At 41.5% G+C, this 21,858-nt stretch carries 15 protein-coding genes and 4 pseudogenes; 17 read left to right on the forward strand and 2 right to left on the reverse strand.

Annotated elements, in window-relative coordinates; all coding sequences use genetic code 11:
• Positions 1–188: 188 nt before the first annotated feature.
• The 4 genes and pseudogenes from pgaA to pgaD form a co-directional block, all read left to right on the forward strand.
• Positions 189–2,549: pseudogene (gene pgaA, locus ACVLR6_RS03915) on the forward strand (poly-beta-1,6 N-acetyl-D-glucosamine export porin PgaA); the annotation flags it as partial.
• Positions 2,549–4,399 (forward strand): poly-beta-1,6-N-acetyl-D-glucosamine N-deacetylase PgaB, encoded by a 1,851-nt coding sequence (gene pgaB, locus ACVLR6_RS03920; RefSeq protein WP_455995867.1) that lies wholly within the window; start codon positions 2,549–2,551, stop codon positions 4,397–4,399. The pseudogene pgaA and the gene pgaB, both read left to right, overlap by 1 nt.
• A complete protein-coding gene (pgaC, locus tag ACVLR6_RS03925) occupies positions 4,399–5,667 on the forward strand; it encodes a poly-beta-1,6-N-acetyl-D-glucosamine synthase (protein ID WP_171065070.1) in 1,269 nt (422 codons plus the stop codon). The genes pgaB and pgaC overlap by 1 nt, the downstream gene beginning before the upstream one ends.
• A complete protein-coding gene (gene pgaD, locus ACVLR6_RS03930; RefSeq protein ID WP_005176275.1) occupies positions 5,660–6,148 on the forward strand; it encodes a poly-beta-1,6-N-acetyl-D-glucosamine biosynthesis protein PgaD in 489 nt (162 codons plus the stop codon). Before pgaC ends, pgaD begins: the two co-directional genes overlap by 8 nt.
• Positions 6,149–6,207: 59 nt before the next feature.
• Here the strand turns inward: pgaD and ACVLR6_RS03935 are convergent, their stop codons facing one another.
• Entirely contained in the window at positions 6,208–7,797 is a 1,590-nt protein-coding gene (locus tag ACVLR6_RS03935; RefSeq protein WP_455996153.1) for a flotillin domain-containing protein, read from the reverse strand.
• A 302-nt stretch (positions 7,798–8,099) separates the two neighbouring features.
• On the opposite strand from ACVLR6_RS03935, the gene ACVLR6_RS03940 reads away from it, so the two are divergent.
• The 7 genes from ACVLR6_RS03940 to tnpC all read left to right on the forward strand — a co-directional run bounded on the left by ACVLR6_RS03940 (position 8,100) and on the right by tnpC (position 17,481).
• Positions 8,100–9,683 (forward strand): type I restriction-modification system subunit M, encoded by a 1,584-nt coding sequence (locus ACVLR6_RS03940; protein WP_160243463.1) that lies wholly within the window; start codon positions 8,100–8,102, stop codon positions 9,681–9,683.
• The gene (locus tag ACVLR6_RS03945) at positions 9,667–10,917 is read left to right on the forward strand and encodes a restriction endonuclease subunit S (RefSeq protein WP_160243462.1); all 1,251 of its coding nucleotides are present in this window, start codon (positions 9,667–9,669) and stop codon (positions 10,915–10,917) included. Before ACVLR6_RS03940 ends, ACVLR6_RS03945 begins: the two co-directional genes overlap by 17 nt.
• A 10-nt stretch (positions 10,918–10,927) precedes the next feature.
• Positions 10,928–14,083 carry a type I restriction endonuclease subunit R gene (locus ACVLR6_RS03950; RefSeq protein ID WP_455995869.1) on the forward strand — a complete coding sequence of 1,052 codons (3,156 nt, stop codon included), beginning with the start codon at positions 10,928–10,930 and terminating at the stop codon, positions 14,081–14,083.
• A 4-nt stretch (positions 14,084–14,087) separates the two neighbouring features.
• Positions 14,088–15,194 (forward strand): hypothetical protein, encoded by a 1,107-nt coding sequence (locus ACVLR6_RS03955; RefSeq protein ID WP_160243460.1) that lies wholly within the window; start codon positions 14,088–14,090, stop codon positions 15,192–15,194.
• Positions 15,195–15,533: 339 nt separating this feature from the next.
• A complete protein-coding gene (tnpA, locus tag ACVLR6_RS03960; RefSeq protein ID WP_156188711.1) occupies positions 15,534–15,917 on the forward strand; it encodes an IS66-like element accessory protein TnpA in 384 nt (127 codons plus the stop codon).
• Complete coding sequence (gene tnpB, locus ACVLR6_RS03965; RefSeq protein WP_160243458.1) at positions 15,914–16,249, forward strand: IS66 family insertion sequence element accessory protein TnpB; 336 nt, start codon at positions 15,914–15,916, stop codon at positions 16,247–16,249. Before tnpA ends, tnpB begins: the two co-directional genes overlap by 4 nt.
• A 74-nt stretch (positions 16,250–16,323) precedes the next feature.
• Positions 16,324–17,481, forward strand: coding sequence for an IS66 family transposase (gene tnpC / locus ACVLR6_RS03970; RefSeq protein WP_455995871.1), 1,158 nt, complete (start codon positions 16,324–16,326; stop codon positions 17,479–17,481).
• 176 nt (positions 17,482–17,657) lie between these two features.
• On the opposite strand, the gene ACVLR6_RS03975 is transcribed toward tnpC, so the two are convergent.
• Positions 17,658–18,632, reverse strand: a complete 975-nt coding sequence (locus ACVLR6_RS03975; RefSeq protein ID WP_160243457.1) for a calcium/sodium antiporter — start codon at positions 18,630–18,632, stop codon at positions 17,658–17,660.
• A 172-nt stretch (positions 18,633–18,804) separates the two neighbouring features.
• Between ACVLR6_RS03975 and ACVLR6_RS03980 the strand changes: the two genes are divergently transcribed.
• From ACVLR6_RS03980 to ACVLR6_RS04005, 6 genes and pseudogenes are all read left to right on the forward strand, one after another.
• Entirely contained in the window at positions 18,805–18,900 is a 96-nt protein-coding gene (locus tag ACVLR6_RS03980; RefSeq protein WP_394803983.1) for a hypothetical protein, read from the forward strand.
• On the forward strand, positions 18,894–19,418 hold the full coding sequence (locus ACVLR6_RS03985) for a TIGR00645 family protein (protein WP_160243456.1): 525 nt from the start codon (positions 18,894–18,896) through the stop codon (positions 19,416–19,418). Before ACVLR6_RS03980 ends, ACVLR6_RS03985 begins: the two co-directional genes overlap by 7 nt.
• A gap of 322 nt (positions 19,419–19,740) precedes the next feature.
• Positions 19,741–19,935 carry an ArsB/NhaD family transporter gene (locus ACVLR6_RS03990; RefSeq protein ID WP_252513924.1) on the forward strand — a complete coding sequence of 65 codons (195 nt, stop codon included), beginning with the start codon at positions 19,741–19,743 and terminating at the stop codon, positions 19,933–19,935.
• 204 nt (positions 19,936–20,139) lie between these two features.
• Positions 20,140–21,077: pseudogene (locus ACVLR6_RS03995) on the forward strand (IS3 family transposase); the annotation flags it as partial.
• A gap of 39 nt (positions 21,078–21,116) precedes the next feature.
• A pseudogene (locus ACVLR6_RS04000) lies at positions 21,117–21,221 on the forward strand (transposase domain-containing protein); the annotation flags it as partial.
• A 186-nt stretch (positions 21,222–21,407) separates the two neighbouring features.
• Positions 21,408–21,858 (forward strand): annotated as a pseudogene (locus tag ACVLR6_RS04005) (IS66 family transposase); the annotation flags it as partial.

Raw genomic sequence — 21,858 nt, forward strand, 5'->3', positions numbered from 1 at the left:
AAACAAATAAAATGATTGTTTTAGTAATTATGATTTACATCACACTTTAATAGAATATAGAGCAATAATTATCAGAAACTTGAGAATTTATATGATCAAAATAACAACGATCATGCCGATTCAGTGTCTGTCGCTTTGCTCTTTTTTATTTTTCTTCTGCTCATGCCAATACGCTTGATCAGCAACGTGAGCACGCGGTGGAGATGGTTCGGTCCGGGCAGGTGGTCTCTGGACTCAATCGCTTGCAGGCGTTATTAGCTCAATTTCCCACAGATCAAAAGTTAATTGCGGATTATCTAGTTTTGGCCTATGGTCAGCCTGTGGTACATCCACAGGATTTATACCGCCTAACGCAGCAGATTCAACCTAAAACCTTTCCTGCCTATGCCCAGGTCAGCGCTATCAAGGTGCTCCGTGATGCCAAGCAGTACGCTCAGGCCAAAGCGTATCTGGCCCGGTTTCAGCCTTTAAATACCCAGGCCAGCGGCAAAGTCTGGCACGCGGTACTGGAAGCCGAGTCGGGTCAGGCAGCAGCCGCTAAAACGTTGCTGAAAAACCTGCAATGGCAACAGCTTAGTGCCGATGACCTGAGTTTATTGTCTTATACCTATCGTATCCTGAATATGCCGGTACAAGCCTTGCAGGCAGCCGAAGCCGGATTAAAAAAGCAAAGCAGCATTGCAGGCCATGAACAATATGTACTGTCGCTGATGCTTAATGGCAAGCATCATGCAGCAGAGAACTATCTGCTGCAACAACAGTTAGCACAGAGCCATCCTCGTTTATTATTGCAAGTCAAACAGCACCAGTTTTCTACCCGGATTCAGAATGCAGTACAGGCCTATAAAACGGCACAACTGCGCAGTGAATATGCAACAGCCTATACCGAGCTGGATGCGGTACTGGCCGATATGGCTGCACATGAACCACAGGTGGCAGCTGACGCCGAACTGCAGCGCGCATTCTATGCCGATTATCTGTATGCCTTGGGACAGCGTAAGCGTCATCAGCAGGTCTTGAAAATTGTGCAACAGCAGCATCAGCCAATTGCAAACTGGCCGGCTTATGTACGCCATGCCATTGCCGATGCCTATCTGGCCACCCGACAATCGGAATTGGCTGAACCGGTGTATTTAAGCCTGTTTCAGGAAAAGAACTATGCAGACTATACGGTGTATGCCGGTTTGTATTATGCCTATATCGAACAGGAAAAATTCAAGCAGGCTGATCAGCTGATTCAGGACATGGACCGTCAGTTACCGCGTTATCGTTATAGCGAGGCCAAAGGCGTGGACCGCAGTACCCATGAAGACCGGGAGCAGTATCTGGCTTTAAAAGGGCTGAACTATGCCTACCGCAACGAACATGCCAAAGCCGAGCAGTATTTTGAAACCCTGGTTTCAATTGCACCGAATAATCTGGCCTATCAGAACAATCTGGCACAAATTCAGCGCTGGCGTGAAAAACCACTGACTTCCCAACAAACGCTGGAGCAGTGGAATGGCCTGGATCAGGTCAGTCAAATCACCCAGATTAACCAGATGCAAAATGCCCAAGCCCTGAATGATATTAGGGGCTGGCGTCAGCTGAATCAGGCCTTGTTACAGACGGCTGCAGATGATACCGGTGTGCAATTAAGCCGCAAAGAATTAAAGGATCGCGATCATTTCAGCATTCAGCATGAAAGTTATTTTTCTGAAAGTCGTTCCGATCAGGAACAGTTGCTGAACCGTTTAAAAGGTTCAGAAGAGCGTACCCATTGGACCCGTCTTAACAGCCCGTGGCTAAATGAGCATTATCAGGTTTTTATTGACCATCAGCATCGGCAGGGGCGTTATGAAGATGGCACCCTGGATGATCCGCGTTTAGGTCTGGGTGTGGCCTGGTCCAAAGATCGCAAGTATGCCAGCCTGTTGCTGTCTCAATCTTTAGATGAAGACCGTGTGGGCGCTGCACTGGACTGGTCACACTGGTTAAATGATCATTGGCAATATCATCTGGCGGTGAATACCCAGGCCGATATTCCGTTGCAGGCAATGGCCAAAGCACATGAAGGACAGTCGTATCGGGCGGGTTTTAACTGGCAGGCCAACGAGTCGCGTAAAGCCGGTGCACAATTTCAATTGACCGATATTGATGATGGCAACACCCGTCAGGAATATCAGGCCTATTTTAGCCAGCAGTTTTATCAGGCCCCGCATCATCTGAGTCGTGCCACGCTCAGCGGCTATTATGGAAAAAATAAGCCCGTCGCCGTGGATTATTTTAATCCTGAATCCAGCCATAGTTTAGAGCTGAAACTGGAACATGACTGGATGACCTGGCGTCGTTATGAGCAACATTTTAATCAGCATTTTGAACTGACGCTGGGCACATTTGGACAGAAAGATTATTCCAATGAGCCGATATATAACCTGTTGTATCGCCATGACTGGCGTGTGTCACGAACCTGGAAACTGCACTATGGCATTGGTTGGGGCAGCCATCCGTACGATGGCAAAACAGAAGAAAAAACCTATGCAGTATTCGGCTTTGAAGGACGATTCTAATGCAAATGAAACCCGCTTTACTCCTGAGTGCCTGTATTGCTGCATGTGTTTATTCTCCTTTGACCGTGCAGGCCGAGACCAGCACAGCGCCAGCAGCAACTACAGCACCGCTTGATGCGCAGGCCTATGAATTTGTTACCTTAACTTTTCATGATGTGCGTGATGACGTTGCCAAACAGGGTGACCGTGATCTATACGCCATCAGCACCCATAACTTTGCCCAGTTCCTGCAATGGATCAGGGAACATGGCTGGCAGCCTATTCGGTTAGAAGATGTCTGGCAGGCCCGTCAGCATAAGACAGCCTTACCGGAAAAAGCAGTATTAATAACTATTGATGATGGCGCGCTCAGCAGCTATAGCCATATTTTCCCCTTATTAAAACTGCATCAGGTTCCGGCTGTTTTTGCCATTCCGACCAGCTGGATTAATGGCAATACCAAAGATGCCTATGAAGCCTATGGGGAGGGCAACCTGATGAACTGGCCGCAGATGCGTGAAATGCAGCAATCCGGTCTGGTCGAGTTTGCCTCACACAGTGATGACTTGCATCACGGGATTATTGCCAATCCGCAGCTAAACCAGCAGCCAGCCGCGATTACCCGTGAATATTTCCCGGCCCAGCAGCGTTATGAATCTGATCGCGCCTATGCGACGCGAGTGGTAAAAGACTTGCGTCAATCAAAGCAGATTCTGGATCGCGAATTAGGAATTAATACCCGTGCTATTTTCTGGCCGTATGGTGCGGTGACCAAGGAAACTGAAGCGCTGGCCCGTGAAGCCGGTCTACCAATGTCGTTTAGTCTGGGCAGTGTATTGACGTTGGCCGATGCCGATACCACCTATCAGCGTGCCCTGATTACGGAAAACCCATCACCTGAAGAAGTGTTTGGTGAAATCAAAGACTTCTTAATGAATAGCCGGGCGCCGCATAAGCAGCGCAAAAGTTTATTACGCATTAACCTGGCAGATCTGGCGGGGAGCAATATCACCGCATCAGAAGCACATCTGAGTCAGCTGCTTAATCAGGTTAATGCCTTTCAATCCAATACACTGGTTTTGAATGCGGTGGCCGATCAGAATGCCGATGGCAAAATTGATGTGGCTTATTTTCCGAATCGAAGCTTGCCGGTGGCTCAGGATTTGCTGAACCGGGTGGTATGGCAGGCCCGGACCCGAATTGCTAATCGGGTATATGCAGAAATGCCGCTGAGTCTGGAAACCCAGCAAGGTTATGATCTGGCAGAATTGACCGCAGATCTGGTGAAAAACAACAGCTCGATTGAAGGGCTGATGATTGAAACCGGCGATGCGCTACATTGCACCGTATTTCAGGCCGAATGGAGTGCAAGCTGTCAGGCACAGCTGCAACAGGTGTTGAGCATCAAGAACCGGACCAAAAGCCAGGGTAAATACTATGCCAATATCAGTAATAACTATCAGACTGCATTAAAGCTGGAGATTCAGAATCAGCCACTTGACGGACTGAAAAAACTGCTGCAGCAACTGCCGGATCATGCCGATTTCCTGTATCTGGCTGTCGATCCGTTGGCATCCCCCCAAGCCATCAAAAATCTGCATCAGGCTTTAAACCAGTTAAATGATCGTGAAAAGCAGCATTTGATGATTAACTTGCAGATCAATTCGGATAGCACTGCAACAGAGTGGCGGCATTATCAGCAGATGTATCAGCAGCTGAGACGTCAGGGCATTCAAAAAATTGGTATTGATAATTATCAGCCGACCCATGGGCAGGCCGTGCATCAGCACCTGTACCGGGCGTTGAGCCTGAATGCAAGTCCGCTGAGTTATCGTGATCCCTATGTCCTGGAACAGGGAGAGCCGCAATGATGGAAGTGTTCTCGAAATTGAGTTTTAACGATTTTTATTTTGGTTTTGCATTTTTATATCCCTTGTTGATGGCCTGGCTGTGGATTGCGGGCGGGATCTGGTTTTATTTTAAACGGGAACATCGTCAGGATCATTTCCCTGAACCGAGCGATGAAGGCTGCAGTATTATCATTCCTTGCTTCAATGAAGAAGAGCAGGTCAGACGTACCATCAAGTTTGCCATGCAAAGCCAGTATCCGGAATTTGAAGTAATTGCAGTCAATGATGGCAGTCAGGACCGGACTGCAGCAATTCTGGATGAACTGGCCACGCAATATCCAAAGCTGCGGGTGGTCCATCTGGCCGAAAACCAGGGCAAAGCCTATGCCTTAAGAGCCGGGGCAATGGTTAGTCGCTATGAATTTCTGGTCTGTATTGATGGTGATGCGCTGCTGCATCCACACGCGGTATTCTGGATGATGCATCAGCTGACCAGCTTTCCGCGTGTCGGGGCGGTTACCGGTAATCCACGGATTATTAACCGTTCCAGCGTGCTGGGTAAAATTCAGGTCGGTGAATTCTCTTCAATTATTGGATTGATTAAACGCGCGCAGCGCACCTATGGCCGGATTTTTACCGTATCAGGTGCGATTGCCGGTTTTCGTAAAACCGCGCTGGACCGGATTGGCTACTGGCGTGATGACATGATTACGGAAGATATTGATGTTTCGTGGCGTTTGCAGTTTGACCACTGGGATTTGCAGTATGTCCCCAAAGCCCTGTGTTATATCTATATGCCGGAAACCTTCAAAGGGTTATGGAAACAGCGCTTACGCTGGGCACAAGGCGGGATTGAAGTGCTAATTGCCTATGTGCCAAAACTGTTTAAATGGCGCCTTAGACGGATGTGGCCGATTGTGATTGAATCGATCATCAGCGTGCTATGGGCCTATGTGATTATGGGCATCTTTGTGCTGTATTTTTATGGGCTGTTTTTCCCCTTGCCGGGTGAGTGGGCGATTCAATCGATTCTGCCGCAGTGGTACGGGGTGATTTTGGGCCTAACCTGTTTGCTGCAGTTTCTGGTCAGCTTAATGATCGATCATCAATATGATAAAAACCGTACCTTGAGAACCTATTTCTGGGTAATCTGGTATCCGCTATTTTTCTGGCTGATTACCGCGCTGACCACGGTGGTGTCTGTGCCAAAAACTTTGCTGAAAAAGCAGAAACGTGCACGCTGGGTCAGCCCGGACCGTGGTTTTACCAAGGAGCACGAGCATGGCTAAATTTAAAATGATTGAGGATGAAGCTCAGCTGGAGCTACCAGAATATATTGATGAGCCGCGCTATGTACGTAACAAGGCCGCAGGCTATGGACTGTTCTTTCTGGGCTGGCTGGCCTGGATCTGGTTATTCCTGCCTCTGATCACTATGTTGCTGTGGCTGTTTCAGGGCTATACCGTATATGAGCAGCTGTTTGTGATGTCGGCACCGCAAAGCTCGTTCAGCCTGTTTTATCTGGGGCTGGCGATTATGGTGTTTATTCTGATTCTGCTGATCTGGGCTGTGTATAACTGGCTGCGTTTTCGTGATAATGAGCGCCGGGCTTTTCCGGAGCATATTCAGACTGAGCAACTGGCGGAAAGTTTTCAGGTCGACACAACTGAAATGGCGTATTTGCAGCAGGCCAAAAATCTGACCTTACATTATGATCAAGATGGACAGCTGGAAAAATTTGAAGTTCATCAGCCACTGTCTTCATCATAGAACATTGAAAAACAGCCATAAAAAACGCAGCCTTAGCTGCGTTTTTTTATTCACCTCATTTAAGTTGATGAAGTTTCCTGATTGATTTTCGGCTGAGATTTCAGGCTTTGGGTCAGACCGTTAATATCACCGCCATGAATACCCAGTTCACTCATCAGGCTGTCAATTAACGGTGCTTGCGAACGATAGCGCAGGGCACTGTTCACCACCTGATCAGACAGGGCCACTTGACCATGACCGTGTTCGCTGCCATCGACATGTGCGCTGCCCATCCCATTTAAACCATTGACGTGCAGAATCTTGATGTCATCAATATTTTCCATTGGCTTGACGCTTTCACGGATAATTTCTGGCAGGTATTTCAGCATGGCCAGACGTACCTGCATTTCGACCTGTTCCGTCGACAGGATGTTATTGGCTTCGTTGACTGCACGGGTACCTTCAGCATCAACCTGATACTGTTTTTCCATCGCTTGTGCCAGCAGGACTTTGGCATCGGCTTCACCACGCGCTTTTAAACGCAGCTGTTCTGCATTGGCTTCTGCGGTAATCCGCACCGCTTCCGCTTCATCGACCGCCGCCTGTTTGCCGGCTTCAGCAGCAACGGTAATGGCAATCGCATCTTTTTCAGCGGCCTGCTTGGCAGCCACCAGCTCGACTGCCTTGGCACGTTCTGCGCGCTGGGTTTCACGTACGGTAATCACTTCTTCTTCTGCTTTTACCGCTTGAGCACGGGCTAAATCGGCCTGCGCTTTGGCTTCAGATTCGGCACGGGATTTTTCCGCAATGGCAATGGCACGATCCTGTTCGGCCAGCTCAATGGTTTTCTTCTGTTCTACCTGGGCTTTTTGGACTAGCTGTTCTTTTAAAATATTTTCATTGGCGACATCACGTGCTGAGCCAATCCGTTTCAGTTCAATTTCACGTTCAGCATCAATGCGGGCTTCTTCCGCTTCACGTTTTTTAGCTGCTTCCTGCGCTGCAATTTCAGCCAACTGTTCAGCACGGCGTACCGAAATTTCACGTTCTTGCTGTAACTTGGCATATTCTTCTTCACGAAGAATCTGCAGGCGCGCCTGTTCGGCTTCCAGGTTTTTGGCTTTAATGGCTAAGTCGGCATCCTGTTCAATGTCGTTACGTTTACGACGACGGTCTTCAATGGTTTCGGTTAATTTGGTCAGACCTTCGGCATCGAAAGCATTTTGCGGGTTAAAGTAGCGGAAACTGGTCTGATCCAGTCCGGTTAAAGATACAGTTTCCAGTTCCAGACCGTTTTTAAACAGATCTTCCGATACCACCTGCTGCACTTTCTGCACGAAGTCGACGCGTTTTTCATGTAGTTCTTCCATCGCCATTTCTGCGGCTACGGCACGTAACGAATCAACAAATTTGCCTTCGACCAGATTTTTTAATTCATTCGGTGACATGGTTTTTTGCCCCAGCGTTTGTGCTGCGGTGGCAATAGATTCAGCGGTCGGTTTAACCCGCACATAAAATTCGGCCATGACATCGACACGCATACGGTCGCGGGTAATCAGGGCCTGATCTTCAGCACGGCGCACTTCCAGACGCAGGGTATTCATATTGACCGGAATAATTTCATGCAGCACCGGTAACACAATCGCCCCCCCGCCGAGAACACAACTAATGTCATATCAATATGTTAAAATATTTGTTAAGTATATGATTTTAAAAATTTATCTAAGAAAATGAAAAATTAACAGTTTTCTTAACACTTTTTATCAAAGTATTAGCTTCAATTAAAGAGTATCAAAAAAATTGACACTTATTTACAAGGGTAAAATTTTAGCTAATAAATCGGTATTTTATTTTAAGTCTAAATGACATGGTTGGATAAAAAACATTCATAGCAAACAAATAAAAGCTAGTTAATTCTATTTTTATCAAAAATTTGCTTTAATTGGGGGTATTAATTTCAGGAATATATTCAGTGGCTAAAAAAACTATCAAATCAAAAGTAAAAAGTTTTGAAGAATCTTTATGGGATAGTGCCAATAAGTTACGTGGTAGTGTTGAACCTTCTGAATATAAACATATTGTTTTATCACTTATTTTCTTGAAATTCGTAAGTGATACATTTGAAGCCCAACGTAAAAAGATTGCTGAAAAGCATGGTGCTAATGCTGAAAAATTCTTAGAGATTGAAGCTTTTTATCATCAAGATAATGTCTTTTATCTAACAGAAGAATCTCGTTGGAGCTATCTCATTGCTAATGCTAAGCAAGAAGATATTGCTCTTAAGATTGATACAGCCCTTCATAACATTGAGAAGAAAAATAAAGCACTTCAAGGTGCGCTTCCTGATAACTACTTCTCTCGTATTGATTTAGAAGTCAGTAAGCTTGCTGCATTACTTGATGAGATCAATAACATTCAAACGATCTCCAACCAACATGAAGATGTTGTTGGTCGTGTATATGAATATTTCTTAGGAAACTTTGCTTTAGCAGAAGGTAAAGGTAAAGGAGAGTTCTATACACCTAAGAGTATCGTTAAGTTGATTGCTTCTATGATTGAACCGTACAAAGGTCGTGTTTATGACCCTGCTTGTGGTTCAGGTGGTATGTTTGTTCAATCTATGAAATTTGTAGAAAACCACAAAGGTAATAGAAAAGATATTTCGATTTTTGGACAAGAACAAACGACCGCTACTTATAAGCTTGCTAAAATGAACCTAGCTATTCGCGGTATTAGTGCTGATCTTGGTGCAGCAGCCAGAGATACATTCTCGAAGGATCAACATCCTGACCAAAAGTTTGATTTCATTATGGCGAACCCCCCATTCAACCAAAAGGATTGGCGTGGAGCAGATGAGTTAACTAATGATGCTCGCTGGGAAGGCTATGAAGTTCCACCTACAGGAAATGCCAACTATGGTTGGATTCTCCACATGGTATCCAAGCTTTCTCAAAACGGTGTTGCAGGCTTCATTCTTGCCAATGGTGCATTATCTGGCGATGGCACAGAGAAAGAGATTCGTAAGAAGCTGATTGAAAATAAATTGGTAGAAGCGATTGCTGTACTACCAATGCGAATGTTCTATACAACAGATATTAGTGTTTCTTTATGGATATTGAATCGTAATAAAAAAGAACGCTCTGTGCCTCACGGTGACCTAACTCGTGAATACCGTGATCGTGAAGATGAAGTACTCTTTATGGATTTACGAAAAATTGGTGAATCGTTCGAGAAGAAATTTATTCAATTCTCAGATGAGCATATTGAAAAAATATCAGAAACTTTCCATACGTGGCAACAGAAATCTTTTGATGCTGAGTATAAAGACATTCCTGAGTATTGTTATTCTGCAACAATTGAAGAGATCGCATCTAAAGACTATTCACTCGTACCAAGTAAATATATTGAATTCATAAACCGTGATGAAAATATTGATTTTGATGAAAAAATGATAGCTCTTAGCTCAGATTTTACTGAGCTTTTAAAAGCTGAAGAAAAATCAAAACAAGATTTGTTGAACGTATTTAAAGAGCTCGGTTATGAAATCAAATTATAAAAAAATTGGTGCTTTTGTTCGTCAAGTTACCAATCGCAATACAGATTTAAACGTGACCAATCTAAAAGGCATTAACATCAATAAAGAGTTTATGCCTTCAGTAGCAAATATTAATGGCACAGATTTATCAAAATACAAAGTTGTTCAAAAAGGACAATTCGCCTTTAATCCAATGCATGTGGGACGTGATGAAATGCTTCCAATTGGATTATGGAAAGAAGAAGAGCCTATTATTGTTTCTCCTGCATATACTGTATTCGAAATTACAGATTCAAATATATTAAATCCAGAATACTTAATGATGTGGTGTAAACGAAGTGAGTTTGATCGAAACTGTTGGTTTACTACTGATAATAGTGTTCGAGGTGGATTCTCTTGGCAAGAATTTTGTGAAATTAAACTATTATTACCTTCATTTGAAGAGCAAAAAAAAATAGTAGATCAATTCACTAAATTGAAGAATAGCATTGATATTTCAAACAAAAATTTAAAAATTATTGATCAGCTTGGGTTAGCAATCTACAAACAATGGTTTGAGGATTTTGAATTTCCAATTACAAGAGAATTAGCTAAAGATCTCCATGATCCTGAATTAGAAGGTACATCATATAAATCTTCTAATTGTGAATTTACATACTCAGAAAATTTAGACAAAGAGATACCTGTAGTTTTTAAAGATATATCTATTAAGGAGTTTTGTTCTGATATGAAAAATGGAGCAACTCCTAAAAGAGAAATTCTTGAATACTGGAATCCCCCAGAAATAAATTGGTTAAAAACTGGAGAAATATATAATAATATAATTTTTAATTCAGAAGAAAAAATATCCGCTCTCGGATTTAAGAAAAGCTCTACTCGGTTATTACCTTCAAATACTGTTCTAATGGCTATGTATGGGGCTACAGCAGCACAGTTAGCGATTTTAAAAGTAGAGTCAACTACCAATCAAGCTTGTTGTGCCATGATTTGTAAAAATACTCAAGATTCTGCATATTTATATTATAGACTTTTGAGTGAGCAATCAGAGATTAAAAGACAGGCGATAGGTGGGGCTCAAGAAAACTTAAGTAAGGCTTTAATTGAGAAATTACCAATTTTTTCTTCCAATAGCATTAATCAAATAACTGATACCTTTGAAAAACTCATTAATTATAAAGCTGAACTTACAAAGAAAATTATGATGCTTGAAGAAGCTTCTAAGCTCTTATTGTCAAAAATTGCTGTATCAAAATAGGGGGAATAAAATGAGTTTTACAGAAGCATCATTAGAGGTAGCAATAACAGAATTATTAATCAAGAAAAATATTCATCATATGTCTGTATGTGAAAATAAGGAGGCTGTAAATGATGTTTTTTTTAAGGAAGATTTAGAAAGTTATTTGTATAAACGTTATAAAAATAAAAATCTTACACCTAATGAAATACAATATATTATTAAAAAAATAAAATCATTGAGTGGCTTAGATATATATGAAATAAACAAAAGTATTTTAGATTTAGTGAGTAATGGATTTCTGCTAAAGAGAGAGGATCGTAAAAGAAAAGATGTATATATTCAATTAATAGATTCTCAAAATATAGAAAATAATAAATTAAAATTTGTAACCCAATTAAAAGTACAAGGTAATGAATTAAGAATTCCTGATGGAATTCTCTATATCAATGGTATTCCATTAGTTGTCTTTGAGTTTAAAAGCGCCATTCGTGAAGATGCGACAATTTATGATGCCTATCAGCAGTTAACAGTACGTTATAAGCGTGATATCCCTGAGCTTATGAAATACAATGCCCTATGCGTGATTAGTGATGGGGTAAATACAAAGATGGGATCTTTGTTTGCACCTTATGAGTTTTTCTATGCATGGCGCAAAGTTACGGGGGATGAAACCCTTGAAAAGAGCGGTATTGACTCTTTACATACCATGATCGAAGGCTTATTCGAGCCTAAACGTTTAGTTGATGTTATTCGAAATTTTATTTATTTTCCTGATACGACTAAGCGAGACGATAAGATCGTTTGTCGTTACCCTCAGTATTATGCAGCCAATAAGTTATTTGAAAATATTAAGAAACATCGTAAGCCATTAGGTGATGGTAAAGGGGGTACTTATTTTGGTGCAACGGGATGTGGTAAAAGCTTCACAATGCTTTTTCTATCACGCTTGATTATGAAAAGTGTAGAGTTTGAAAGCCCAACTATTGTGGTCATTACAGATCGTACAGACTTGGATGATCAGCTTTCTGCTCAGTTTACTAATGCAAAAGGCTTTATTGGTGATGAAACAATAATCAGTGTGGAAAGTAGACAGCACCTTAGAGAGCTACTGCAAGGTCGAAAAAGTGGTGGTGTCTTCTTAACGACTATTCACAAATTCACAGAAGACATTGAATTATTAACTGAGCGTACAAATGTCATTTGTATCTCAGATGAAGCTCATCGCAGTCAAATCAATTTAGATCAAAAAATCCGTGTAACTGAAGACGGTGTGAAGAAAACATACGGATTTGCTAAATACCTGCATGATTCCTTACCTAATGCAACGTATGTTGGTTTTACAGGCACACCTGTTGATGCAACTTTAGACGTATTTGGTGATGTCGTTGACTCTTATACGATGAATGAATCAGTACAAGATGAGATTACAGTACGACTAGTCTATGAAGGTCGCGCTGCGAAAGTATTGCTAGACAATAAAAAACTTCAAGAAATTGAAGATTATTATAAAAAGTGTCAAGAAAATGATGGTGCTTCAACTTATGCTGTTGAAGAAAGTAAGAAAGCTATGGCAAATATGCGGTTAATTTTAGGGAATCCTGACCGAATTAAAGCTATTGCTGAAGACTTTGTAAACCATTATGAAACCCGTGTGAGTGAAGGCTCTACAATCATGGGGAAAGCAATGTTTGTTTGTGCATCACGACAAATTGCTTTTAGTCTGTATCAAGAAATTATTGCACTTCGACCTGAATGGGCTGAAGTTAAAGAAGCGGATGATGGTATCGCTTTAACTGACCAAGAAAGAAAAGAAATCAAGCCAAATGCGAAAATCAAGCTAATTGCTACAAGACATAAAGATGATGAAAAAGAACTTTATGATCTTTGCGGTACAAAAGATGATCGTAAAGAACACGACAGACAATTTAAGAATCCAAAGTCCAACTTCAAAATTGCGATTGTTGTCGATATGTGGCTGACAGGCTTTGATGTTCCCTTCCTAGATACGATTTATATTGATAAACCAATTCAACAACATAACTTAATTCAAACGATTTCTCGTGTGAATCGAAAATTTGAGGGTAAAGAGAAAGGTTTAGTAGTCGATTACATTGGTATTAAAAACCAAATGAAGTTGGCTTTAGCTCATTACAATAAATCTGATGCAAAAAACTTTGAAGATGTTGAGCAATCCATTATCGTTGTTAAAGATCATCTAGAATTGTTGAAGGATCTATTTAATAAATTTGATACCTCACCTTATTTTTCAGGAGAGCCTTTAAAACAGCTTCAGTGCTTAAATAAGGCATCTGAGTATGTTCAGCTTACCAAGGAGCTAGAACATCGTTTTATGCAGCTTGTGAAGCGTTTAAAAGCAGCGTATGACGTTTGCAATGGCTCTGAAAAGATTAGTCAGGATGAACGAGATATTATTCACTTCTACCTAGCTGTACGTTCTATCGTGTTTAAGCTAACGAGGGGTGATGCTCCTGATACTGCTCAAATGAATCTTCAAGTGCAAAAGATGATTGCAGACGCTTTAGAAGCAGATGGAGTTGATGAAATTCTTAAGATTGGTGAAGAGGAGTCTAGTGAGGTTGATATCTTCGGAGATGATTACTTAGCTAAGCTAGAAAAAATTAAGCTCCCGAACACTAAGATTAAACTGTTGCAAAAATTATTGGCTAAAGCTATTGGCAAGTTTAAACAGGTGAACAAAACTAAATCTATTGATTTCTCCAAACGTTTTAAAGCTTTGGTTGATAGCTATAACGAACGTAAAGAAGACAGCATTTTAGTCAGTGGCGTTCTTGAAGACTTCTCAAATGAAATTATGAATCTACTCCAAGATTTAAAGCAAGAAATGGGCTCATTTGCCGATCTTGGAATTGGCATTGAAGAGAAAGCTTTCTATGACATCCTTCAATCTTTGGCTGTGAAATATGATTTCACCTACCCTGAAGATCAGCTATTAGATTTAGCCAAAGCGGTTAAAGCAGTAGTAGATGATAAGTCTAGCTACCCTGATTGGAGTGATCGAGAAGATATTCGAGCTGAACTAAAAGTCGATCTGATTGTCCTGCTTGCTGAATATGGCTATCCACCGATTGATCACGATGAAGTGTATAAAGAAATCTTTGAGCAAGCGGAAAACTTTAAGAAATATGCTCAAGTAGCAGGATAACTTTATGTCGCCTAGTAAAAATGATAAATTTTTTAATTTATTACTGTCTACAAGAAGAATTTTTCACATTACTACTGACTATGAAGTGGATGAAAAGGATTCGTTTAAAGATAAATACTTTTCATCTTACGGCTCAGGCGTTTTAATTAAGATAGGTATAAAATATTTTTTACTTACAGCCAAACATGTTTTAAAAGATTATTTAGACAAAGAGCTTCCAAACACATCACCTTTTCGAATCACTTGCCATAGTTCTAAAAACTTTGATAACACTAATGATTTCTTATATCCCAAGAGGATTTGGAATATAGGATCAATTATTCCAGAAACTGATGATTATGAAGTGGAAGATGTAGTCTTAGTTGAGCTTTTTCAGCCCCTACCATGGCAAAGACTTGATCACTTTATAGAATTAGAAGCAGAAAAGGTCTTGGACTTAAGTAGTTATTCAATAGGCTTACCTGTTTTTGATAGTGGTTTTTCTGAAGTATCAAATCCATATTATTATGAAGGGGAAAATACCACCTTACCATTTGATGAAACTAGATTTACAAGCAGCACTGTACTTAAACGAGATGTTATTTTAGGTAAGTTAAATCTAGAGAAAGGCTTATATTTCTTTGATAAAATGACTTATCTAAATACCAATACTAACGGTATGTCTGGTGGATTGATAATAACTATTAAAAGTGGGCAACCACAAATTCTAGGGCTGCATATTAGAGGTGGAGAAAAAAGTAACAGAATAACTTTTATCCCATTTTGTAAAATACAGGATGCTATCCTATCCTATCAAGAAGCTCCATATATTGCAGTTGATTACCTCTATTATGAAAGAATGAGCAAAAGAGAAAATTTAACAAGTATTGCCGAACTGTTTCATAGTCATCTTTTATCCTCAGGATATGATATGAATATCTATCTAGAAGAAAATACAAAAGAGTTTACTAAACTTTTTGCAGAATACCTTACTCAAAATGAGGAATTTTTCATGGCTATAAGTATTGAAAGAGATGAGCTTGATCAAAAAGATGTACATCATGTAATTTTGAAAGAAATGCTTACTGCAGCAAAAAAATCTTTATTAGAAATCAAAGAAGAAGAGGATTAAATTTCATCAATTAAAGTTTCTAATGCCTTTTTCTCACTATAAAGAAGATTAAGGTTTAATGTCATTTCTTCAATTTTTTGTGAAATGACTTCGGAGAGTATAGGAAACCTAGCTAAATACTTTTGGTAGATAGAAACGTAAGCGTCCGCTGAATCCCACTTTTTCTAACTCATTAATACCGCGATAGTGTCCACTAAAATTTAAGTGGACACCTATTTATGGATTTAAAGACAGTTATAGACACTGCACCAACGTAAGCGTCCGCTGAACACACCTTCTGAATTCATCCTATAAGCCTTAATTTAGTCCCCACTTAGAAACAAGTGGGGACTTAAATTTATGACTACAAATCATCAGACATCCATCGCATCTCTTGCGAAAAAACGAAGAACATACAGTGCTGAATTTAAACAGCAGATCGTTCAGGCTTGTAAAGCACCGGACGTTTCAATTGCTTCAGTCGCTTTGCAACATGGATTGAATACAAATCTTGTATCCAAATGGATTCGCTTAATTGATGCTAAGCCAGGGAGTGATCGCTCACCACTACCGAATAAACCTGCATTTATTGCCTTATCTTGCTCTGCACCATTAGATCCTACTCCTACTGACATGTTAACGGTTCAAATTACTTTACCCCACTCAAAAGCAGAAATTGGCTTGAAATGGCAAGTATCAGAAATACCTGCCTTGGCAGAATTACTCAAGGTGCTGGCAACATGATCCGTATCGATGAAATCTGGTTGTCTACTCAGCCCATGGACATGCGTGCAGGTATGGATACGACCATGGCTCAGGTGGTGAGAGCCTTTGGCTACATCAAACCGCATTGTGCTTACCTGTTCTGTAATAAACGTGGCCATCGCATGAAAGTGCTGGTACATGATGGACTGGGCATCTGGCTGTGTGCCCGGCGGCTGGAACAGGGAAAATTCCACTGGGCGCAGGTTCACCAGGGTGAAAGCATGGCGATCAGTCCGGAACAGTTACAGGCACTGATCCAAGGTTTGCCCTGGCAGCGCATTGGACGACAGCAGGTGGTGACGATGCTTTAAACCAGGCTGTTCCATTCTGCTATTCTCCAAACGTTCTATTTCCTCTGCGTCATGACCTCAGGCATACTGCGGTCATGAATACGCTGCCTGACTTAAGCCAACTGACCCATGAACAACTGCTGGAATTTACCAAGCAGTTGGCGATGCAGCATCAGTCTCTGGCACAATCAAATCAAGAATTAGAAAAATCAAACCAGCAATTGGATGCCAAAGTTCAGCATCTTTCTATTCTCAATCAAAAATACGAGCATGAACTGGCGCTGTTTAAAAAGCATAAATTCGGCAGTAAAAACGAACATCTCACTGCAAAACAAATCCACCTGTGGGATGAAGCGGTTGAAGAAGATATTGCCGCGGTTGATCTAGAACTGGAACCTCTGGCCAATGCCTTAAAAGAGGTGGTGCTGCAACAGCGGGTGCTGCATGCAGATGAAACACCGGTCACCATCATGCGGATGGGTGAGAATAATAAAAAACCGAAGAAAGGTTATGTCTGGGCCTATGCCACCACACAGTACAATCCAGTTCAGGCGGTGATCTATGACTTTCAGGATAGTCGTTCAGGCCAGCATGCTGAAGCGTTCCTGAATGGCTGGCAGGGTCATCTGGTCTGTGATGATTACAGTGGTTATAAAGCACGCTTTAAATCAGGCCAGGTCATAGAGGTGGGCTGCATGGCCCATGCACGTCGTAAATTCCATGAGCTACATGTGACTGGGAAAAGTCAGATCGCTGAACAGGCATTGGTGCTGATTCAGAAACTGTATGCGATAGAAGCAGAGCTCAGGAAAAAGACCGATGGTACAGCGGAAGACCGCCGCGAATACCGACAACAGCATAGTCAACCAGTGATGCAACAACTATATGAATGGCTCAACCAACATCATCTGACAGTGCCATCGAGTTCTCCCACCGCCAAGGCCATCAATTACACTCTGAAGCGTTGGCCAGCTTTAAGCCGCTATCTGGATGATGGCAATCTACCGATTTGCAATAATTGGGTCGAGAATCAGATGCGTCCCTGGGCGTTGGGGCGCAAGAACTGGCTGTTTGCTGGCTCGCTGCGCAGCGGCCAACGAGCTGCCAATATCATGACTTTAATCCAGTCAGCAAAGCTGAATGGCTTGGATCCGTATGCCTATTTAAGTGATGTGCTAAAAAGGCTGCCGACGCATAAAGCGACCCAAATAGAAGAATTACTGCCACATCGCTGGAAATCCAACTCAAATTAAAAAATAGGCATGGGGTTCAGCGGACGCTTACCTTTAACCTCTGTGGTCTAACGGTCCAAACCATGATCTCCAATACTATCACTTTGAATACGCCTAGGTAGTTACATGAAAATCTATGACGGATCATTAGAAACTGTAAACTGTCGAATCAAACGTAGGTGATTATTAGTAACTTGCTACAGACTGACCGTCTGAATTAACCAGACAGTATAGCCGACGAAAAATAGTACTAAAGTAGTGCCAGAAGTACGACCGAATACACGCTTGGTTTTAAATGCAAATAGACACATCACAAACAGTAGTAAGGTTAAGAGACTCATCGCTAATATATCACGCGACAGAATAATGCTACTCGGAGTAATAGGCGCAATGAGTGCTGCTATACCTACGACTCCTAAAGTATTAAAAACGTTAGAGCCTATAATATTACCCAAAGCCATATCATGCTCACCTTTACGTGCGGCCGACAAGCTCGCAACTAATTCAGGCAGTGACGTACCGATAGCGACGATAGTGAGACCAATGATAAGCTCACTCAAGCCCCATAAAGTAGCAAGTTCAGTAGCGCCCCAAACGATAGCGCGCGAGCTTAGTATTAATACGAACAAACCAAGAAATAACCTACCTAAACCTTGTGCCATACTGTGTTCAGCCTTTGCAGTTTCTTCTACAGTATCGTCTTCATGTTCGTGGTTGCCTTCACGCATGCTCAAGATGATTTGTATGCCTAAGACAACGACTAGAAGCACTATCAATACTATACCGTCGGTATTACCTAAGACACCATCGCTTAATTGCCAAGCAGCTACTGCCGTCACCAACAGTAGTAAAGGCATATCACGATTGATAATACTTTTTCGGATAATAATTGGACTTATTAATACCGTTGCGCCTAATACTATGGCGATATTAACAATGTTAGAACCATAAGCATTACCCAATGCCAGCCCAGGGCTACCTTCTAAAGCAGCTAACATGGACACTATCATCTCTGGTGATGAAGTGCCTACACCTAGAATGATGACACCAATCAAAAAGCTGGGTACATTCAGCTTATTAGCTAAAGCGACGGCACCATCAATAAAAACATCAGCACTCCAAACCAAGATTGCTAGACCTACTACTACTACTGCTAGCATTGCTAACCACATCAGTGCGTTTCCTTATAAAAATTAGAGTAATCGTTAAGAAAAATGGGCATAAAAAATTGAGCAATAGAAGGCTCAGTTTTATAGTAGCATAAGCAACCAGCGCAATTATGAGAAAAGGTATTATTGTTTTTTATACTTTGAAGTCCTTAATGTCTCATTCAGTCTTGAAAGCATGATTAGTGCATTTGCGATTACCAATGATGTGATTTTCATCATATTAAGCCTTATAATTAATACCATCAAAAACCTTAAGATATCCATATGCTAAAGAAAACTGAGCAAAGATTAGAGAAAATCATATTTAATAGCCGTTGGCTACTAGCCCCATTTTATTTGGGATTAGTGCTCGGTATTATTTTATTATTTATCAAGTTTTTCCAAGAAATGTGGCATATGATCACCCATGTGCTCAGTGCGTCTGAAGCCGATGTGATCGTTGGTGCGTTAGCTCTTATCGACATGGCATTGGTCGCAAGTTTGTTACTCATCATTATATTCAGTGGTTACGAAATTTTTGTCTCAAAAATTGATACAGTGGGGCATGAGGATCGTCCTGAATGGATGGGAAAAACTAATTTCTCTGGCCTAAAACTTAAAGTCATTGGTGCTATTGTTGCCATTTCTGCTATCGATCTTCTTAAATCATTTATGGATATACCCAAAGATATGAGCGAGGGTGATGCTGATAGATTGATGTGGAAAGTGATTATTCATATGACGTTTGTACTTTCAGGCCTATTGTTTGCCTTGATGGACAAGATTGTTGGTGATACTAAAAAACATTAAAAAAAGCTCAATAGAAATCTATTTATTAATTTACGCAAATAGGCGCAAAGGAGCGTAGATGGCATGAGCTAGTTTATTAACCTTATTCGATGACATTAGTATGATGAGTGTTTATGTGACTTGTGCATTAAAATCCTGATGGTAATCTAATCAAGATCTATGAACGTCTAACAGAGATAGAGATTTTAACAAAACTTAAAAATAAGCAGCCAACCTTTTTAGTAGCAGGCACTGAGGGTAATTATGTCAACTAAGATATTTGATGTGGTAGTAACTGGCGGCGGTTGGCACAGGCTTTCTATCAGCTATCGTAGCGTATGTAATGAATAATATGCCGTCAACCCTTATCGGCGCACTTGCTATTGATAGCGCTCAAGTGCCTGCCGCAACGCGTCAGCTGATGATTTATGCCAATGTTATTGGTAATGATTTAGGGACAAAATTAACCCCAATTGGTAGCCTAGCAACCTTGTTATGGTTACATGTATTGGCGGAAAAGGATTATAAGATAAGCTGAGGGCAGTATATGAAGATTGGATTAGCTATAACACCGCCAGCACTACTTGTAACGCTTTTGGCTTTAGTATTTTAGTTGCCTATGTTACCCAGTGTTTAAGAAGGTTGCCGACACATAAAGTGACCCAAATAGAAGAATTACTGCCACACCGCTGGAAATCCAACTCAAATTAAAAAATAGGCATGGGATTCAGCGGACGCTTACGGTATGGATACCTCATTGATGGCTCGACTGAAAGAGCTGGAAGCAGAAAATACCAGACTAAAAAAAATGTATGCTGAAGAGCGATTAAAGGCAGAGATTGTTCAGGAAGCAATGTCAAAAAAGTGGTGAAGCCATCTTGCCGACGTCAGATGGCTCAACAAGCCGTTGCCCTGCATGCGGTTAGTATCCGTTTAGCTTGCTCTGCATTTGGCATTAGTGAAACCTGCTACCGTTATCAGGCTAAACTTTGCGATGACAATGCATTAATTGCTAAACAGCTCATTGAACTCACTGAGGAAAATTCCGATTGGGGATTTGGTCTGTGCTTCTCATATTTACGAGATGTTGAGAATCACTGCTGGAATCACAAGCGGGTTTACCGCATTTACTGTGAGTTGGCACTAAATCTGCGTATTAAACCGAGAAGAAGACTAAAACGGCACGCGCCTGAACCATTGAAAGAACCAATCCGAGAAAATCAGGTCTGGTCATTAGATTTTATGCATGATCAGCTGATCGATGGTCGAAAGTTCCGATTATTAAATGTGATTGATGACTACCGTCGAGAAGGCTTAGCGATTGAAGCAGGATTCTCATTACCTACAATCCGAGTTATTCGTACGTTGAATCAGTTGCTGGAGTGGCGAGAAAAGCCGTTAGTTATTCGGTGTGACAATGGCCCGGAGTTTATCAGTCATGAATTTGTACGCTGGGCAACTGAACAAGGTATTCGTATTGAATATATTCAACCAGGTAAGCCACAGCAGAATGCGTATATTGAACGTTATAATCGGACTATACGTTATAGCTGGCTAAGCAAGCATCTATTTGACACACTGGAAGAAGTACAAGATTATGCAACGAGTTGGCTGTGGCATTACAACTATGAAAGACCACACCAAGCAAACAAAGGAAGGCCACCTCTAATGGCTGCTTAACCTCTACTTTTAACTTCGGTTATTTATGGGAGGATTACCGATCCGTATGCCTATCTCAGTGATGTGCTGAAAAGGCTGCCGACGCATAAAGCGACCCAAATAGAAGAATTACTACCACATCGCTGGAAATCCAACTCAAATTAAAAAATAGGCATGGGGTTCAGCGGACGCTTACCCTGAGTCTTATGATGATCACATATCTCTGAAAGAGTATATAGGCAAAGGGAAGTTGACTTTACATTATGTTGAATTCGATCTAAGCAGCGATGGTAATCCCCACTAAAACAAGCTCATTTATATAAAGTGGACATAATAATATCTATATATAACGATGGTACAGCGGAAGACCGCTGCGAATACCGACAACAGCATAGTCAACCGGTCATGCAACAACTATATGAATGGCTCAACCAACATCAGCTGACGGTGCCATCGAGTTCTCCAACCCGCCCGGGCGATCAACTACAGCCTAAAACGCTGGCAGGCACTCTGCCGCTATCTGGATGATGGTAATTTACCTATAGATATGAGCAGCATTGCTGCGCAAGGGATCGAAAATCAGATGCGTCCCTGGGCCTTAGGGCGTAAGAACTGGCTGTTTGCTGGCTCGCTGCGCAGTGGTCAGCGAGCGGCGAACATCATGACGCTGATTCAGTCAGCAAAGCTGAATGGGCTTGATCCGTATGCCTATTTAAGTAATGTGCTAAAAAGGCTGCCGACACATAAAGTGACCCAAATAGAAGAATTACTTCCACACCGCTGGAAACCCAACTCAAATTAA

Source organism: Acinetobacter sp. T63 (assembly GCF_053852345.1).

Excerpts from the sequence above, each read along its gene's own strand:
- ACVLR6_RS03945 (WP_160243462.1), top strand. The coding sequence starts at position 9,667 with ATGAAATCAAATTATAAAAAAATTGGTGCTTTTGTTCGTCAAGTTACC.
- ACVLR6_RS03975 (WP_160243457.1), bottom strand. The coding sequence starts at position 18,632 with ATGTGGTTAGCAATGCTAGCAGTAGTAGTAGTAGGTCTAGCAATCTTG.
- pgaB (WP_455995867.1), top strand. The coding sequence starts at position 2,549 with ATGCAAATGAAACCCGCTTTACTCCTGAGTGCCTGTATTGCTGCATGT.
- ACVLR6_RS03980 (WP_394803983.1), top strand. The coding sequence starts at position 18,805 with ATGATTAGTGCATTTGCGATTACCAATGATGTGATTTTCATCATATTA.
- tnpB (WP_160243458.1), top strand. The coding sequence starts at position 15,914 with ATGATCCGTATCGATGAAATCTGGTTGTCTACTCAGCCCATGGACATG.
- pgaD (WP_005176275.1), top strand. The coding sequence starts at position 5,660 with ATGGCTAAATTTAAAATGATTGAGGATGAAGCTCAGCTGGAGCTACCA.
- tnpC (WP_455995871.1), top strand. The coding sequence starts at position 16,324 with ATGAATACGCTGCCTGACTTAAGCCAACTGACCCATGAACAACTGCTG.
- ACVLR6_RS03985 (WP_160243456.1), top strand. The coding sequence starts at position 18,894 with ATGCTAAAGAAAACTGAGCAAAGATTAGAGAAAATCATATTTAATAGC.
- tnpA (WP_156188711.1), top strand. The coding sequence starts at position 15,534 with ATGACTACAAATCATCAGACATCCATCGCATCTCTTGCGAAAAAACGA.
- ACVLR6_RS03990 (WP_252513924.1), top strand. The coding sequence starts at position 19,741 with ATGAATAATATGCCGTCAACCCTTATCGGCGCACTTGCTATTGATAGC.
- ACVLR6_RS03950 (WP_455995869.1), top strand. The coding sequence starts at position 10,928 with ATGAGTTTTACAGAAGCATCATTAGAGGTAGCAATAACAGAATTATTA.
- ACVLR6_RS03955 (WP_160243460.1), top strand. The coding sequence starts at position 14,088 with ATGTCGCCTAGTAAAAATGATAAATTTTTTAATTTATTACTGTCTACA.
- pgaC (WP_171065070.1), top strand. The coding sequence starts at position 4,399 with ATGGAAGTGTTCTCGAAATTGAGTTTTAACGATTTTTATTTTGGTTTT.